This window comes from Burkholderia sp. Z1 (assembly GCF_014893795.1).
Taxonomy (GTDB): Bacteria; Pseudomonadota; Gammaproteobacteria; order Burkholderiales; family Burkholderiaceae; genus Burkholderia; species Burkholderia theae.
The window spans coordinates 2643736-2660223 of record NZ_JACFYL010000002.1 but is presented as its reverse complement, the minus strand read 5'-3'; the positions used below and the strand labels follow the sequence as shown (position 1 = coordinate 2660223).

General features: G+C 69.9%; 13 protein-coding genes. 6 read left to right on the top strand and 7 right to left on the bottom strand.

All coding sequences use genetic code 11. The features are described from left to right. Nucleotides 1-20: 20 nt before the first annotated feature. From H3H55_RS28765 to H3H55_RS28735, 7 genes are all read right to left on the bottom strand, one after another. The gene (locus H3H55_RS28765; RefSeq protein ID WP_193101161.1) at nucleotides 21-1094 is read right to left on the bottom strand and encodes an ABC transporter ATP-binding protein; all 1074 of its coding nucleotides are present in this window, start codon (nucleotides 1092-1094) and stop codon (nucleotides 21-23) included. 40 nt (nucleotides 1095-1134) lie between these two features. Then, nucleotides 1135-1977, bottom strand: a complete 843-nt coding sequence (locus H3H55_RS28760) for an ABC transporter permease (protein WP_021162908.1) — start codon at nucleotides 1975-1977, stop codon at nucleotides 1135-1137. Further along, the gene (locus H3H55_RS28755) at nucleotides 1974-2897 is read right to left on the bottom strand and encodes an ABC transporter permease (RefSeq protein ID WP_193101160.1); all 924 of its coding nucleotides are present in this window, start codon (nucleotides 2895-2897) and stop codon (nucleotides 1974-1976) included. The genes H3H55_RS28760 and H3H55_RS28755 overlap by 4 nt, the downstream gene beginning before the upstream one ends. A 4-nt stretch (nucleotides 2898-2901) precedes the next feature. Then, entirely contained in the window at nucleotides 2902-3999 is a 1098-nt protein-coding gene (locus tag H3H55_RS28750) for an ABC transporter substrate-binding protein (protein WP_048245295.1), read from the bottom strand. A gap of 150 nt (nucleotides 4000-4149) precedes the next feature. Continuing rightward, complete coding sequence (locus tag H3H55_RS28745; protein ID WP_193101159.1) at nucleotides 4150-5622, bottom strand: aldehyde dehydrogenase family protein; 1473 nt, start codon at nucleotides 5620-5622, stop codon at nucleotides 4150-4152. Then, entirely contained in the window at nucleotides 5619-7313 is a 1695-nt protein-coding gene (locus H3H55_RS28740; protein WP_226800394.1) for a 5-guanidino-2-oxopentanoate decarboxylase, read from the bottom strand. Before H3H55_RS28740 ends, H3H55_RS28745 begins: the two co-directional genes overlap by 4 nt. Before the next feature lie 230 nt (nucleotides 7314-7543). Then, nucleotides 7544-8479: a LysR family transcriptional regulator gene (locus H3H55_RS28735; RefSeq protein WP_193101158.1), complete on the bottom strand. Its 936-nt coding sequence runs from the start codon at nucleotides 8477-8479 to the stop codon at nucleotides 7544-7546. Nucleotides 8480-8605: 126 nt separating this feature from the next. Here H3H55_RS28735 and H3H55_RS28730 point away from each other — a divergent pair, with 126 nt between their 5' ends. The 6 genes from H3H55_RS28730 (at nucleotide 8606) to H3H55_RS28705 (ending at nucleotide 16465) form a co-directional block, all read left to right on the top strand. Next, a complete protein-coding gene (locus tag H3H55_RS28730) occupies nucleotides 8606-9259 on the top strand; it encodes a glutathione S-transferase family protein (protein ID WP_193101157.1) in 654 nt (217 codons plus the stop codon). A 35-nt stretch (nucleotides 9260-9294) separates the two neighbouring features. Further along, a complete protein-coding gene (locus H3H55_RS28725; protein WP_193101156.1) occupies nucleotides 9295-11388 on the top strand; it encodes a pyridoxamine 5'-phosphate oxidase family protein in 2094 nt (697 codons plus the stop codon). Between the two features lie 121 nt (nucleotides 11389-11509). Beyond that, nucleotides 11510-11713: a DUF2970 domain-containing protein gene (locus H3H55_RS28720; RefSeq protein WP_048245300.1), complete on the top strand. Its 204-nt coding sequence runs from the start codon at nucleotides 11510-11512 to the stop codon at nucleotides 11711-11713. A 601-nt stretch (nucleotides 11714-12314) separates the two neighbouring features. Beyond that, nucleotides 12315-14546 (top strand): TonB-dependent siderophore receptor, encoded by a 2232-nt coding sequence (locus tag H3H55_RS28715; RefSeq protein WP_193101155.1) that lies wholly within the window; start codon nucleotides 12315-12317, stop codon nucleotides 14544-14546. A 59-nt stretch (nucleotides 14547-14605) separates the two neighbouring features. Then, nucleotides 14606-15238, top strand: coding sequence for a nicotinamide riboside transporter PnuC (gene pnuC / locus H3H55_RS28710; protein WP_193101154.1), 633 nt, complete (start codon nucleotides 14606-14608; stop codon nucleotides 15236-15238). A gap of 36 nt (nucleotides 15239-15274) precedes the next feature. After that, nucleotides 15275-16465 (top strand): phosphotransferase enzyme family protein, encoded by a 1191-nt coding sequence (locus H3H55_RS28705; protein ID WP_193101153.1) that lies wholly within the window; start codon nucleotides 15275-15277, stop codon nucleotides 16463-16465. Nucleotides 16466-16488 lie beyond the last annotated feature (23 nt).

Below are 16488 nucleotides of genomic sequence, written 5' to 3'. Positions count from 1 at the left end.
GCTGGGGAAAGAACAGGAAATCAGGCGCCGCGTGCGGCGATCAGCTTGCATGCATGCGCGGGTAGCTCGGCGGCGACCGGCATGCCGACGTGCAGGTCGGGCGTCTCGCGCGGCGTCGTCGCGGCCGTCAGCGTGAAGCCGCGGCAATCGATCGTTGCCTCGATCGACGCGCCGACGTCGCGCACGAACGTGACCGTGCCGGCGAGCGTGTTCGGCGCGGACGGCGAGGCCGAGGCCGCGCGCACGCACACGTCCTCGGGGCGAATCAGCAGGCGCACGGCGTCGTCCGCGCGCGGCGCGTCGGGCGCGCGCCGGATCGCGAGCCGTTGCCCGCCCGGCAGCACGATCGCGTCGTCGCCGTCGCACGCGACCGGCAGGATGTTGCCGAGGCCGATGAAATCCGCGACGAATTCGTTGACCGGATCGCGATAGATGTCGAGCGGCCGGCCGACCTGCTGGATGCGGCCTTTCTCCATCACGACGATCTCGTCGGCCATCGTCATCGCTTCGCGCTGGTCGTGCGTGACCATGATCGTCGTGATGCCGAGCCGTTGCTGGAGCAGCCGGATCTCGACCTGCATCGCCTCGCGCAGCTTCGCGTCGAGCGCCGACAGCGGCTCGTCGAGCAGCAGTAGGCGCGGCGACGAAGCGATCGCGCGAGCGATCGCGACGCGCTGGCGCTGCCCGCCGGACAGTTGCGTGACGAGCCGGTCGGCCAGGTGCGGAAGCTGGATGAGTTCCAGCAGCTCCGCGACACGCCGCGTTTGAGCCGTCCTGGCCGTCTTGCGCAGCCGCAGCGGATACGCGATGTTCTGCGCGACCGTCATGTGCGGGAACAGCGCGAGCGACTGGAACACCATGCCGAAGTCGCGCCGGTTGGCCGGCACGTGCGTGAGGTCGCGGCCGGCGAACGTGATCGTGCCGGAAGTCGGCGTCTCGAGGCCGGCGATGATCCGCATCAGCGTGGTCTTGCCGCAGCCCGACGGGCCGAGAAAGCAGACGAGCTTGCCGTCCGGCACGGACAGGTCGACGTGATCGACGGCATACGCGTGGTGGAAGCGCTTCGTCACGCTCTGAAGGGTGAGCTGGGTCATGGGGAGTCCTTGGATGGGCGAGGGCGGAGTCGTGCGCGTATCAGAGCGCAACGCCCTTGTCGCCGACGAGTTTTTCGAGCATCCAGATCAGCGCGAAATCGATCGCGACGGTGAACACCGCGAAACAGAACACGGTCGGGTCGAGCGACGACACGGTGCGGCTGTAGAGCCAGACCGGCAGCGTCATCGTGTCGACGCTGTACAGGAAGAACGTCACCGTGAACTCGTTGAACGACACGATGAACGCGAACAGCATGCCGGCGAGGACGCCCGGCCGCATCAGCGGCAGGACGACATCGACGAACGCGCGGCGCGGGCTCGCGCCCATCAGGCACGCGGCTTCCTCGAATTCCGGGCCGATCGACGCGACCGATGCCGCGCAGTTCTTCACGGTAAACGGCAGCGTCAGGATCACGTGCGCAACGACGAGCCGCACGAGCCCGAGTTCGACCGGCAGCGCGTTGAAAACGAGCAGCAGCGCGAGGCCGAGCATGACGAGCGGATAGACGATCGGCAGCGCGACGAGCTGCTCGACGAACGTCTTGCCGCGGAAGCGGTAACGCGACAGCGCGTAGGCGGCGGGTACCGAAACCGCAGTCGCGACCAGCATCGTCGCGATCGCGACGACGAGGCTCGTCGTCAGCGCGGCGCCCATCGATTGCGCGCTGCCGGCATCGGCGGTCACGAAGGTCTGCCAGGCGGCGCGGTACCAGTGCAGGCTGAAATCGCGCGGCGGGAATTCGAGCGTGCCCGACGAGCCGAACGACATCGTGATCATCGTCACGATCGGCAGTGCGGCGAGGCACAGCACGAGCGTCGCGAGGGTGCCGGTCGCGCGGCTCAGGCGGCCGGGCAGCGGTGCTCGCGGCAGAAGGGCATTCATCGGTTCACCTCGTCACGTTGCAGGGCGCGCACGAGGCGCTGGGAAACCGCCATCACGACGAGCGTCGCGCCCATCAGCACGACACCCGAGGCCGACGCGGCCGGCCAGTTGAGCAGCGGTGCGACCTGGTCGTGCACGAGCACCGCGAGCATCGGCACGCGCCGGCCGCCGAGCAGCAGCGGCACCGCGAACGCGCTTGCGTTGTAGGCGAATACGAGCAGCGCGCCCGATACGAGCCCCGGCATCGCGAGCGGCAGCGTCACATGCCGCAGCGTCTGCCAGCGCGTCGCGCCGAGCGTCGCGGCGGCTTCGTCGTACGCGCGGGACACGGCACGCAGCGCGCTCGACAGCGGCAGCACGGCGAGAGGGAATGCGGTCTGGATCAGCCCGAGCAGCACGCCGAGTTCGTGGTACAGCAGCTGCAGTGGCCGTTCGATGACGCCGGCCGCCAGCAGCGAGCGGTTGAGCAGGCCCGCCGGGCCGAGCATCACGAGCCAGCCGTAACCTTGCAGCAGCAGGTTGACGAGCAGCGGCAGCAGCACGCCGGCGAGCATGAGTCGCCGCGCGAGCCGCGATTCGGCGCGCGCCATCGCCAGCGCGACCGGGATCGCGAGCAGCACCGCGCACGCCATGCTCTGGAACGCGAGGCGCAGCGTGAGCCACAGCGAGTGCATGAAGTACGGGTCGGCGAGATCGGCGTAGTTCTGCAGCGTGAACGTGCGCCATTCGTCGCCCGGCGTACCGACGCTCATCCGCAGCACGGTGAGCGTCGCCGCCGCGAGCACCGCGAGGAATGCGAGGATCGGCGCAAGCAGCAGCCACGGCGGCACGCCGGGCCGCGCGGCAGCGGCGGCCGAAGAGCCGCCGGCCGGGCCGGCGGCGACGGGTTCCGCGTGACGGGAGGAAGGCAGCGAGGCCATGTCGTCAGGCCGCGAAGAGGCTGGTATAGCGCTTGATCCACGCCGGTTGAACGGCCGCGAGCGCCTTGTCGTCGTGCAGGATGGCCTTCTCCGCGATCTGCTGCGGCGACGGCACGAATGCGCGGCTTTCCGCCGGGATCACGGCCTTCGAATTCACCGGCCCGTTCAGCACGTCCGCTGCCATCCGGCCCTGCACGCCCGCGTCGAGCGTGTGGTTGATGAACGCATGGATCAGGTCGAGGTCGCCCGGGTGCGCTTTCGGAATCACCGTGAACATCAGTTGCGTCGCGAAGCCTTCCTTCATCCCGTACGTCACGCCCATCTTGTAGTCGGGCTTGCGGATCTGGTCCGGGAAGAACGCGGGCGAATAGATGCCGCCGATGTCGAGCGAGCCGGTGCGGAACAGGTCGGCGACCTGGTTCGGGTTTTCGCCGAGCGTCATCACGCGATCCTTGAGCGCCGCGAGCTTGCGGAAGCCCGGCTCGATGTTCTGCTGCGAACCGCCGGCCAGCTTCGCGGCGACGATCGCGAGATCGACTGCCTCGGCCCACTCCGGCGGCGGCAGGAACAGGCGCCCCGCATATTTCGGATCCCACAGCGCTTCGTAGCTCGCCGGTGCGGTCTTGACGGTCGACGTGTTGTAGATCAGCCCGTCCGACCACAGCAGGTAGCCGACACCGAACCCGTTCGCGCCCGTGCGGTACTGCGGCGCGACGTCCTTCAGGTTCGGCAGCCGGTTCAGGTCCGGCTTCGCGAGCAGGCCCGCGTCGGCGAGGCCGGCCGCGCCGACGCCGGCCAGCGTGATCACGTCGTAGGTCGGCCGCTCGCCGGCGGCCTTGACCTTCGCGACCATGCCCGACGTGCCGTCCGCGCGGTCGGCGATCACGCGAGCGCCGGTCTGCTTGCTGAACGTTTCCGCGATGTTGCGCAGCGCGGCCGCACCGGTATCGTCAGACCACGTGAGGATGCGCAGCGTCTTGCCCGCGAAGCTGCTCGTCTGTGCCTTCGCAGTACTGATGAACGGCATCGGAAGGGCGGATGCGGCGAGTGCCGTGCCGAGGGTCTTGATCACCTGCCTTCTGCCCGCCTTGAAGTGTTGCATGGCCGTCTCCTGATGAACGATGCCGGGTGGTTCGATGCCGGTCGCCGAACGGCGGCGCGGGGTGTGGATGAACTGTAGGGAGGTCAAATTTCCGCAACAAACGAAATATCCGCATGCGCGGCATGACATAAACGCATGGGCTGGACGGCCTCAGCGGGCCGGCATCATGACCTGCTTGATCTCCTGGAATGCGGCCAGCCCGAACGGGCCGAGCTCGCGTCCGACGCTGCTGCGCTTGTAGCCGCCCCATGAGGTTTGCGGATAGATCAGTTGCGGCGTGTTGATCCACACGACGCCTGCCTCGAGCGCGTCGGCGACCCGCTTGCCGCGTGCCGCGTCGCGCGTGACGACGGTCGCGACGAGCCCGTATTCGGTATCGTTGGCGGCCGCGATCGCGTCGTCCTCGGTGTCGAACGTGCGGACGCACAGCACCGGCCCGAAGATTTCGTCGCGCCATAGCGCGCTGTCGGCCGGCACGTCGGCGAACAGCGCGGGCCGGATGAAGTAACCGGGGCCGGCGGGCACGTCGCCGCCCGTCACGAGCCGCGCGCCGTCGGCTCGGCCTTGCGCGATGTGGCGCTTCACGCGTTCGTATTGCGCGCGGTTCGTCAGCGGGCCCATCTGCACGCCGGGCGCGAACGGCGGGCCGACGACGGTCGCGTCGATCCGTCGCGCGAGGCGCGCGATCAGGTCGTCGGCGAGCGGCGCGGCGACGAGCACGCGCGAGGTCGCCGAACACATCTGCCCCGCGTTGAACAGGCCGCCGCCCGCGATCAGCTCGACCGCGTGGTCGGGATCGGCGTCGTCGAACACGACGATCGACGACTTGCCGCCGAGTTCGAGGCCGACGCCCTTGATCGTGTCCGCGGCCGTTTTCATGACCTGCGCGCCGACCGCCGTGCTGCCGGTAAACGACACCTTCGCGACGAGCGGATGCGCGCACAACCGGGCACCGACGTCGGGGCCGGTGCCCGTCACGACGTTCAGCACGCCGGGCGGCAGGCCCGCTGCGGCGGCGATCGCGACGAGTTCGAGTTCCGGCAGCGGCGTGATCTCGGACGGCTTCAGCACGACGGTGCAGCCGGCCGCGAGCGCGGGCGCGAGTTTCCACGCGGTCGTCACCATCGGGAAATTCCACGGCACGATCAGCGCGGCGACGCCGGCCGGTTCGCGCCGGATCCATGCGCGGTGGTCGTCGCCGGGCAGCGCGACCTCGGTTTCGCCGTCGGTGTCGACGCGTTCCGCGAGGCTGGCGTAGTAGTCGAACGTGGCGATCACGTCGGCGACGTCGATCTCCGCTTCGGCGAACGGCTTGCCGTTATTGAACGACTGCAGCGTCGCGAGCCGTGTGCGGTGCGTGTCGACGCCGCGAGCGATCGTGCGGAGCAGGGCCGCGCGCGCGGCACCCGTCGTGCGTTTCCAGCGGGGAAACGCGCGGGCCGCGGCCTGGACGGCGCGCTCGACGTCCGCGCTGCCGCCGGCAGCCACATGCGCGAGGACCGCTTCAGTCGACGGATCGACGATCGGCAGCGTGGCGCCGTCGGCGCCGGGCCCCCACGCGCCGTCGATGAAAAGCCCGGTACGCAGCGGCGGATCAAAGTGAAAATCGGGGGCCCGACTCATCGTTGCACCTGCTCGAACCATGTCGCTTCGTCGATCTCGATCACGGTCGGAATCGCGCGCGCGACGGCGTCGCGCAACGTGGCAGCCAGTGCGTCGGGCGTCGCGGCCGCGTGCGCCGCGCAGCCGAAGCCGCGCGCGAGCGCCAGGAAATCGGGCGTGTACGGATCGACGCCGACCGGCGTGATGTCGCGCGCGACCATGTATTTGCGGATCTCGCCGTAGCCGCGGTTGTTCCAGACGATCACGATCACCGGCACGCGGGCCTCGACCGCGCTCGCGAGCTCCGGCAACGTGAACTGCAGGCCGCCGTCGCCGATCAGGCAGACGACCGGGCGTGCGGGCGCGGCGAGTTTCGCGCCGATCGCGGCGGGCAGCCCGTAGCCGAGCGTGCCGTAACCGGTAGACGAGTTGAACCAGCTGCGCGGCGCGTGCGCGTCGTGGGTGAAATTACCGACGTACACGGGGCTCGTCGAATCGCCGGCGACGATTACGCCAGGCAGCGCCGCGACGATCGTGTCGATCAGCCGCGCCTGCGCACGTGCGGGGCCGTCGTGGCCGGACGCGATCGCGGCGCGCACGGCGGCCACGCGCGGCGCGCCCCAGCCGGCTTCGGGGGTCGGCGCCGGTTTTTCGTGCAGGCGGGTCGACAGCGCGCCGAGCGCCAGCCGCGAATCGCCGGCGATGGCGATCTCCGCGCGCGCATTGCGCATCAGCTGCTGCGCGTCGATGTCGATGCGAATCAGCCGGCCATCGATCGCGAAGCCGCCGTCGAACGTGACGTCGTAATCCGTTTCGCCGAGCTCGGTGCCGACGGCGAGCACCACGTCGGCGTCGCGGATCGTCGCGCGGGTGGCGGGCAGCGATTGCGTGGAGCCGATCAGCAACGGATGGCCGGCCGGCAGCAGGCCCTTCGCGTTGATCGTCAGCGCGACCGGCGCGTGCAGGCGTTCGGCGAGCTCGCGCAATTCGGCCGCCGCATGCACGGCGCCGCCGCCCGCCAGGATCAGTGGCCGGCGCGCATGGGCGAGCAGGTCCGCGGCCGCCGCGAGCGCGCCGGCGTCCGGCGCGGGGCGGGCGGGCAGCGTGGGCGGCGCGGCGGGCAGCGCGGGCGTCGGCATCACGATCACGTCAAGCGGAATCTCGATGTGCACGGGCCGCGGCCGTGCGCTTTCGAAGACCGCGAAGGCGCGCGCGAGCACCTGCGGCAGATCGGCCGCGTCGAGCAGCGTGTGCGAGAACGCGGTGAGCCCCGCGAAGACTTCACGCTGCGACGGCAGCTCGTGCAGGCGGCCGTCGCCGCTGCCGAGCTCGCGCCGGGCGTTGACGCTCGAGATCACCAGCATCGGGATCGAATCCGCGTAGGCCTGTGCCATCGCGGTCGCGATATTGGTCATGCCCGGCCCGGTGATGATGAAGCAGACGCCCGGCCGGCCCGTGACGCGCGCGTAGCCGTCGGCCATGAAGCCGGCCCCCTGTTCGTGGCGCGGCGTCACATGGCGGATCGTCGACTCGGCGAGCCCGCGATACAGCTCGACGGTATGCACGCCGGGAATGCCGAACACGCATTCGACGCCATAACGTTCGAGCAGGTCGACGAGTGCTTCGCCGCAGGTGCGGGGACGGGCAAGGAACGGTGCCGGCGCGGCCGTGCGGGCCTCGGCGATGCAGGAGAGGGGGACTGGATGGTTCATGGATCGTGACGTGCCGATTGGGAGGGTGAGTGGCCCGTACCGCAAACGAAGGGGCATGCAGCGGATTGTCGGCGTCGATCCGGGGCGCCAACAATCGATTAGTTTTCATGCCGCGCATGAGCGCCTTGCATGGCGATGCGTGGTCGCGAGGATGTCGCGATACATCGGAGGAATGGAATGCGTGGGCCGGCAACGGCGCGGCGCGCAGCCGCAACGGAATTCGGCGTGCGCTAGCGTTCGCGTTTCGTCTTGCGTGCCGGCCGCGTGTCGTCGATCCTCTGCTTCATCGCATCGATGAACGCCCGCACCTTCGGCGACGGCAGCCGCGTCGACGGATACACCGCATGAATCCCGGCCGGCGCCGCGCGCCATGCGGGCAGCAGCCGCACGAGCCGGCCAGCCGCGACGTCGTCGGCGGTCGAGAAATCCGTCAGCAACCCGAAGCCGCCGCCCGCGAGCACGATCGCGCGGCACGCCGTCGCGGTATTCGACACGACCGGCGCGACGCAGCGCACCGATGCGTTGCCGCCGCGCGCGTTGTCGAGTTCGAGCGTGTGCGGGCGCGGCAGCGTCGACAGCATCACGAACGGCAGCGCGGCGAGCGCATCCGTGTCGCGCGGCAGCCCGTATCGTGCGACGAACGCAGGGCTTGCAACCAGCCATTTCTCGTACGTGCCGAGCTGCACCGCGCGATAGTTCGAATCGGCGAGGCGGCCGATGCGGATCGCGACGTCGAGGTTGTCCGCGACGAGATCGACGACGCGGTCGTTCGCGACGAGCTCGACGTCGAGCCCCGGATGCGCGTCGCGCAGCGCGACGACGGCCGGCGCGACGACCAGCGCGCCGTAGTCGATCGGCACGCTCACGCGCAGCGTGCCGCGCAGCGGCCCCGTATCGGACGACACCGCGTCGAGCGCGCTTTCCGTGGCGCGCATGATGTCGCGGCACGCGTCGTAGAACGCGCGCCCCGCGTCGGTCACGCTCAACCGCCGCGTCGTGCGCACCAGCAGGTTCGCGCCGACCTCGGATTCGAGGCGCTGCATGTGCGTGCTGACGACCGTCTTCGCGAGGCCGAGCCGCTCGGCCGCGGCCGTCAGCGAGCCGGCATCGACCACCGCGACGAAGATCGCCAGCCGGTTCAGGTTCACGTCGCGCAGATCGGCCATCGTCGATTGTCCTATAGGAGAGGATAATGTTTCAGCAATTATCCGTCTTCTGGCCGCGAACGGCGAGCGTTACGCTGGGGCCGTTCGTCGCCGATTCCCGGCGGCGCGAGATTCCGGAGTGTTTTCATGTCCGCCAAGCCCGCCGCCGGTAAGCCCGTCGCACCGATCCGCGTCTATTCGTTCCTGCTGTCCGGGCACGCGCACCGCGTCCGGTTGTTCCTGTCGCTGCTCGGTCTGCCGTCCGAGACCGTCGAGGTCGATCTCGCGGCCGGCGCGCAGCGTGAAGCGGCGTTCCTCGCGCTCAATCCGCTCGGGCAGGTGCCCGTGATCGACGACGGCGGTACCGTGATCGCCGATTCGAACGCGATCCTCGTGTATCTCGCGAAGCGCTACGGCGACGCGCACTGGCTGCCCGACGATCCGGCCGGCGCGGCGGTCGTGCAGCGCTGGCTGTCGTATGCGGCCGGCCCGATCGCGACGGGGCCTGCCGCGGCGCGGCTCGTGACCGTGTTCGGCGCGCCGCTCGACCAGGATGCGGCCAAGCGCACGGCCGCGAAGCTGCTCGACGTGATCGATCGCGAGCTGGCCGGCAAGCCGTTCGCGGCCGGCGCGCAGCCGACGATCGCGGATATCGCCGCGTACACGTACATCGCGCACGCACCGGAAGGCGGCGTGTCGCTCGAACCGTATCCGCACGTGCGCGCATGGCTCGCACGCGTCGAGGCGCTGCCGGGCTTTGTCGGCATGCCGACGACGCGCGCGGGCTTGCTCGCCGCGTAACCTCACTCAACGCCACGCCTTCTCCGGAGAACGCGATGAACGCCCCGACTGCCGTCGTACCAGGCTGGGAACTCGATGCCGCGCCGTTTCACGCGGGCGAACTCGCCGTGCAGCAGCGCGCGGGCGTCACGGAGGCCGCGGGTTCGGCCGGCCGGCGCGGGATCCGGCGCTTCATGCCGGACCAGCACCGGACGTTTTTCGCGCAACTGCCGTTCTTCGTGCTCGGCGGCGTCGATGCGCAGGGGCAGCCGTGGGCGACGTTGCGGGCCGGCGCGCCGGGGTTCATGACGTCGCCGGATGCGCGCACGCTGCGCATCGCCGCGCCCGCGCTGCCGGGCGATCCGCTGGCCGGCGCGTGGCGGCCGGGCGCGCCGCTCGGCGGGCTCGGGATCGAGTTCGATACGCGGCGGCGCAATCGCGTCAACGGCGTCGTGCGCGCCGTCGACGACGATGCGCTGACGATCGCGGTCGAGCAGAGCTTCGGCAACTGCGCGAAGTACATCCAGGGCCGCGCGCCGACGTTTGTCGCGCGCGATGGCGATGCGCACGGCGCGCCGGACGTGTCGGACCAACTGAACGATGCGGATCGCGCGCTGCTCGCGCAGGCCGATACGTTCTTCGTCGCGAGCGCGAACACGTCGGCGGACGCGGGTGCCGCACGCGGCGCGGACGTGTCGCATCGCGGCGGGATGCCGGGCTTCGTGCGCGTCGACGATGCGCGCACGCTGACGACGCCGGATTTCAGCGGCAACCGCTTCTTCAACACGCTCGGCAACCTGCAGCACGATCCGCGCGCGGGGCTGCTGTTCGTCGATTTCGACAGCGGCGACCTGGTGTATGTCGCCGCGCGCGCCGAGATCGTGTGGGACGGGCCGCTCGTCGCGTCGTTCGACGGCGCGCAGCGCGTCGTGCGGTTCCATGTGCGGGAAGTGCGGCGCATGCGCGCGGTGCTGCCGTTCCGATGGTCGGCGGTCGAGCGCGCGCCGCAGTTCGCGGCGATGGCGGCGGGTGCCGGTGGTGCGGCGACGGCGACGGTCGCGCCGGTGCCGTCCGCATCGGCACTTGCATCAGCACCCGCATCCGCGCCGTCCGTATCGGCAAGCGCGTGGCGGCCGCTGCGCATCGCGAGGATCGTCGACGAAGCGCGCGCGATCCGCTCGTTCCATTTCGAACCGGCGGACGGCGGCACGTTGCCCGCCTACGAAGCCGGGCAGCATCTGACGCTGCGTATCACGCTGCCGGGCGGCGACACGCCGTCGATTCGCAGCTTCACGCTGTCCGATGCGCCGGGTGGCGCACATTACCGGATCACCGTGAAGCGCGACGGGCACGTATCGGCCTGGCTGCACGATCACGCGCAGGCGGGCATGACGCTCGACGCGCAGATGCCGCGCGGCCGCTTCACGTTCGATGCCGCGAGCCCGCGCCCGGCCGTGCTCGTGTCGGCCGGCATCGGCATCACGCCGATGGTCGCGATGCTGCGCGGCGCGCTGGCCGACGCCGCGCCGTCGCGCCGCGTGGTGTTCGTGCACGGTGCGCGTGAAGCGGCCGACCGGCCGTTCGCGGCGGATCTGGCGCGTGTCGCGGCCGCCGATGCGCGGCTGTCGCTCCACTGGTTCGACAGCCGCCCCCAAGGCGACGCGGCAGCGCACGCGGGCCGCATCGACATCGCGCAACTGAAGCGGATCCTGCCGTTCGACGACTACGACTTCTACCTGTGCGGGCCGTCGGCGTTCATGCGCGACCTGTACGACGGGCTGCGCGCGCTGAACGTGCCGGACGAGCGCATCCGTTTCGAGGCGTTCGGGCCGTCGAGCGTGGCCCGCACCGCGACCCGTGCGGCGGGCATGCCGGCGGTGGCGAGCGTGCCGGTCGTGTTCCGGCGCACGGGGCGGGAAGTCGCGTGGACGCCCGTCGACGGCACGCTGCTCGAATTCGCGGAAGGGCAGCGCGTCGCCGTGTCGTCCGAATGCCGCTCCGGTTCGTGCGGCACATGTGCGACGCGCGTGCTGTCCGGCGCGGTCGATTACGAGCAAACGCCCGATGCGGCGGTCGAACCCGGCTGCGCGCTGCTGTGCGTCGCGCGGCCCGCGCAAGGGGCCACGGAGCCGCTCGTGCTCGACCGCTGACGCGCCTGCGACATGCCGCCGCAGATGGCGTGCTGCGCGAAAATCGCGCGCAACTGCTTCTTTTTTCGGATGCCGGTCGGATCGACGATAGCGTCAACCGATAGACGAAAGGAGCAACATCATGAAACTGCTCGGCATGATCAAGCTGGTCCTGTGGAGTTTCTTCGGCGTGCGCAACAGCAAGGCGCACGCGGCCGATCTCGCGAACGTCAACTTCACGCTGCTGCCGTTCGTGGCGATCCTGCTCGCGCTGCTCGTCGGCGCGATCATTTACGGCGTCGTGCATCTGGTCGTCGATCCGACGGTGACGATGCAGGGGTTCTGAGCGGCCCGTGAACCGCGAGCGGGAGATCATTCCCGCTCCGGTTTCCGGCTGCATGACCGGCGCATGATCGGGCTGGTCTTCGAAATTGCCGCACGCGACGAGCATCGCGGCTACAGCAACGCCGTTGCCGTGTTGCACGAATCGCGTTTCGCCCTTCCTGCTGTTCTTCCCCCCGTTCCGCCCAATTCCACGGCCTTCGGCCCCGCCCGGGGTAAAATGCGCGCCACGCCGCGATGTCGCGCGCGACGGGCAGGCCGCCGTTCCAGTGAACGGCGCGCGCAAGTGCCCGCCGTTCGCACCGTGGCGTTCGAAGCGCCCCCCGCATGACAAGACCGCGCGATGCAGCCGGCCGCCCGACAGGCACCCGACGAACCCGTCGACGGCTGCGTCGGTTCCCGGTGCGTCACCTGAATCCGATGTCCCATCCTGCGTCTTCCCGTCCGATCGGCCCGCATGCGTGCCGTATCGTCCGATTCGTCTGATGAATATCGTGCCGACGCATGCGTCCGGCGATCGGGAACGGGTTCGTGCGCGGGCGCGCGCTTCGCAGCTTCGTAACGTGTTTCGACAGGGTCGAGTGGCGAGTTTTCCATCCAGAACAATGACGGTGAATAGAACAACAGCGTTGCCCGCACGGCGGCGGCGCGCGAAGGTCGGGCTCGGTGTCGGTCTCGGCATCACGCTTATCGCGGCGCAGGCGGCCGCGGCCCAGGGCGACACACCGGCACCGGATACCGATGCGGCCGGCAGCGCGACGCTGCCGACGATCACGGTGAGTGGCGAACGCGGCAATGCGTTTCGCGTGCGCAACGCGTCGGTCGCGGGGCTCGACGACACGCCGCTGCGCGATACGCCGGCGTCGGTGAGTGTCATGACGCGCGCGCTGCTCGACGACCAGCAGGCGAAGCGGCTGAGCGACGTCGTGCGCAACGACGCGTCGGTCGTCAACGACTATGCGCCGGTCGGCTATTACGAGGGCTTCGCGATCCGCGGTTTCCCGGTCGATCTCGCGAGCGCGATCCGGATCGACGGGCTGACGGTGTCCGGCGAGCAGAACGTGCCGCTCGAGAACAAGGAGCGCGTCGAGATCCTGAAGGGGCTCGCGGGCATCGACAGTGGCGTCGTCGCGCCGGGCGGCGTGATCAACTTCGTGACGAAGCGCTCCGCGAACGTCGCGAGCGTGACGACCGGCGTCGACAGCCGTGGCTCGACGTCGGCGGCCGTCGATCTCGGCCGCCGTTTCGGCCCCGACAACCAGTTCGGCTTCCGGATCAATGCCGCGAAGGAGAACATGCACTCGTACATCGACGGCACGAACGGGCGGCGCACGTTCGGCTCGATCGCCGCGGACTGGGACATCAGCCCGCGGGCGAGCCTGCAGCTCAACGCCGAATTCCAGCAGTGGATCCAGCGTTCCGCGCCCGGCTACCAGTTGCTCGGCGGCACCGTCGTGCCGTCCGTCAACACGACGTCGAAGGCGCTCGGCACGCAGCCGTGGGCGAAGCCGGTGACCACCGACGCGCTGAACCTGAACGCGCGTTTCGACTACCAGTTCAACGACGACTGGAAGGCCTATATCGCCGCGGGCCGCAGCCGCACGATGATCGACGACAACAGCGCGTTCGCGTACGGCTGCTCGTACGCGGCGAGCTGCACGGCCGGCGCGACGTCGCCGTTCTTCTTCGGCGCGAACGGCGACTACGACGTCTACGACTTCCGCAGCCCCGGCGAGTACCGGCGCAACGACGACCTGCGCGCGGTCACGACCGGCAAGTTCGCGACCGGGCCGCTGCGGCACGAGCTGACGCTCGGCGTGAGCGTGCAGCGCCGCGTCGTGCACATGGCCGACGCCGTGTACGACTACGTGGGCAGCGAGAACATCTACGGGCCCGACGTCGCCTTCGCGCCGTCGCCGAATTCGCCCGGGCCGTCGTATCCGCGCCTCGACGCGTGGCAGTACGGCGTGTTCGGGCTCGACCGCATCAGCATCGGCGAACACTGGCAGGTGCTCGCGGGCGGCAAGGAAGTGCTGCTGCGCCAGCGCAGCTGGAGCAGCCTCGACGGCGCCGATACGCGCACCGACCGCTCGGTGTTCCTGCCGCAGGTCGCGCTCGTCTACAAGCCGGTGAACGTGCTGTCGCTGTATGCGTCGTACAGCAAGGCGCTGTCGCTCGGCGACCAGGCGCCCGTGCGCGCGACCAACGCGTATGCGTTCCTGCCGCCCGTCGAGTCGCACCAGATCGAGCTCGGCGCGAAATACGACTGGCTCGACCGGCTGAGCCTCACGGCCGCCGTGTTCTCGATCAGCAAGCCGTTCCAGTTCGCCGATCCGGATGCGTCGGGCACGACCTACACGTTCGTGCAGCGCGGCACGCAGCGGCACCAGGGGATCGAGCTCGGCGCGGCCGGGCGCGTCACCGAGCGGCTCGGGCTGACGGCCAGCGTCGCGGCGATTCGCGCCCGCGCTTACGATTCGGGGTCGCCGGCGTACGAAGGGCACCAGATCATCAACGTGCCCGCGCTGCGCGCGTCGTTGTATGCGGATTACGCGGTGCCGGGCGTCGCGGGCCTGAACGTGCTCGGCGGCGTCGAGTACAGCGCGGCCCGCAACGCGAACGAGGAAGGCACCGCGCGCGTGCCGTCGTGGTTCGTGTTCAATCTCGGCGCGCGCTATACGACGAAGATCGGCGGTCATCGCACGGTGCTGCGCGTGTCGGTGGACAATCTGTTCAACAAGTTCTACTGGCGCGACGCGGGCGAACAGCAGGGCGATGCGTACCTGTTCCCGGGTGCGCCGCGCACCGCGCGCGTGTCGTTGACCTATGATTTCTGACCGGCCGGAACCGGCCGCATGACGCGCGGCCCCGGCCGCCAACCTGGAGAGCACAGACGATGTCCCCACTCGAAATCGCCGGCGTGATCGTCAGCGCGCTCGCGATCTGGCTGACCGCGAAGCGGCGCATGCTGTGCTGGCCGGTCGGGCTCGCGTCGGTCGCGCTGTACGGCTGGATCTTCTTCGATGCGAAGCTGTACTCGGACATGCTGCTGCAGGGCGCGTTCGCGGTGCTGCAGGTGTACGGCTGGCAACGCTGGCTCGCGCAGCGCGCGAGCGAGGCCGGCGGTGGCGCGGCATCGGCAGGCGACGTCGCGCCGGTCACGGGCGTGCGGCCGCGGCAGATGCTGCCCGACCTGATCGCGGCTGTCGTCGGCAGCGCGCTGCTCGGCGGCATGATGGCGCGCTGGACCGATGCGGCACTGCCGTTCGTCGATGCGTCGCTGACCGCGTTCAGCCTCGTCGCGCAATACTGGACCGCGCGGCGCTACATCGCGTCGTGGGGGCTGTGGATCATCGTGAACGTCGTGTACGTCGGGATGTTCGTGTTCAAGGAGCTGTATCTGACGGCCGGGCTCTATGCGCTGTTCATCGGGCTCGCCGTCGTCGGCTGGCGCGACTGGAGCCGGACGGCCGCGACGCTGCGCGCGGCGGCCGGCGGCGCGCTCGCGCCGGGCGGCGGTGCGCGCTGAGTCACGCGCCGATTCAACTACGGAGCAACGTCGTTCATGTCATTCCCACTCGAGCAGGACGGGCCCGTATCGCGTGACGTCGCGCCGCCGCAATTCGGCGTCGACGGCGTGCAGGCCGAACGCGACTGGCCGCTGATGACGCACGACGAGGTCGCGGCGGTGCTCGCGCGGATCGACGGCGCCGGCGAGCCGGCCCGGCTGACGTGGCACAGCCCGCGGCAGTTCGCGGCGGCCGTGCTCGTGCGGATGGCGGACGGGCGCGGGCTGTTCGTCAAGCGTCATCACGTGAGCCTGCGCGATGTCGCGGGGCTCGAGGAAGAGCATCGTTTCATCGCGCATCTGCGTGAACGCGGGATGCCGGTGGTGGATGTGCTGGCGGATCGCGACGGCGCGACCGCGTTCGCATCCGGCGACTGGACCTACGAGGTACATGTGCTCGCGCCCGGCGTCGACCCGTATCGCGGCGTGATGTCGTGGCAGCCGTTCACGCATCCTTCGCACGCGTACGCGGCCGGCCGCGCGCTCGCCGAGCTGCATCGCGCGTCGGCCGGCTACGATGCGCCCGCGCGGCCCATTCGCACGCTGCTGTCGAGTTTTCGCGTGCTGTCGTCGGCCGATCTGGCGGGCGCGCTCGAACGCTGGGTCGAAGCACAGCCGCTGCTCGTGCGCGCGCTCGGTGCGCGTGACTGGCGCGGCGACGTGGCCGACGCGATCGGTCCGTATCACGCGCGCCTCGTGCCGCTGCTGTCCGCGTTGCCGCCGCTGTGGACGCACGGCGACTGGCATGCGTCGAACCTGCTGTGGACCGATGCAGGGCCCGGCGCGCAGGTGCGCACCGTGCTCGATTTCGGTTTGTCGGATCGCACTTGCGCGGTGATGGATCTTGCGCTCGCGATCGAGCGCAATACCGTCGACTGGATGGCACCGGCCGATGCGCGGCGCGTCGAATATGCGCAGATCGACGCGCTGCTCGACGGCTACGAATCGCTCGAACCGCTGAGCGACGACGCGTATGCGGCGCTGGTCGCGCTGCTGCCGATCGTGCATACGGAGTTCGCGCTGTCGGAAGTCGCGTATTTCGGCTGCATCATCGATGCGCCGGCGATCGTCGACATCGCGTACGACGGCTACCTGATCGGGCACGCGCGCTGGTTCGGCGAACGCGACGGGCAGCAACTGCTCGACTGGCTGGTGCAACGCCGGCGCGCGAAGCAAGGGACCGTCTGATTCGCATACCGGGGAGGTCGGCA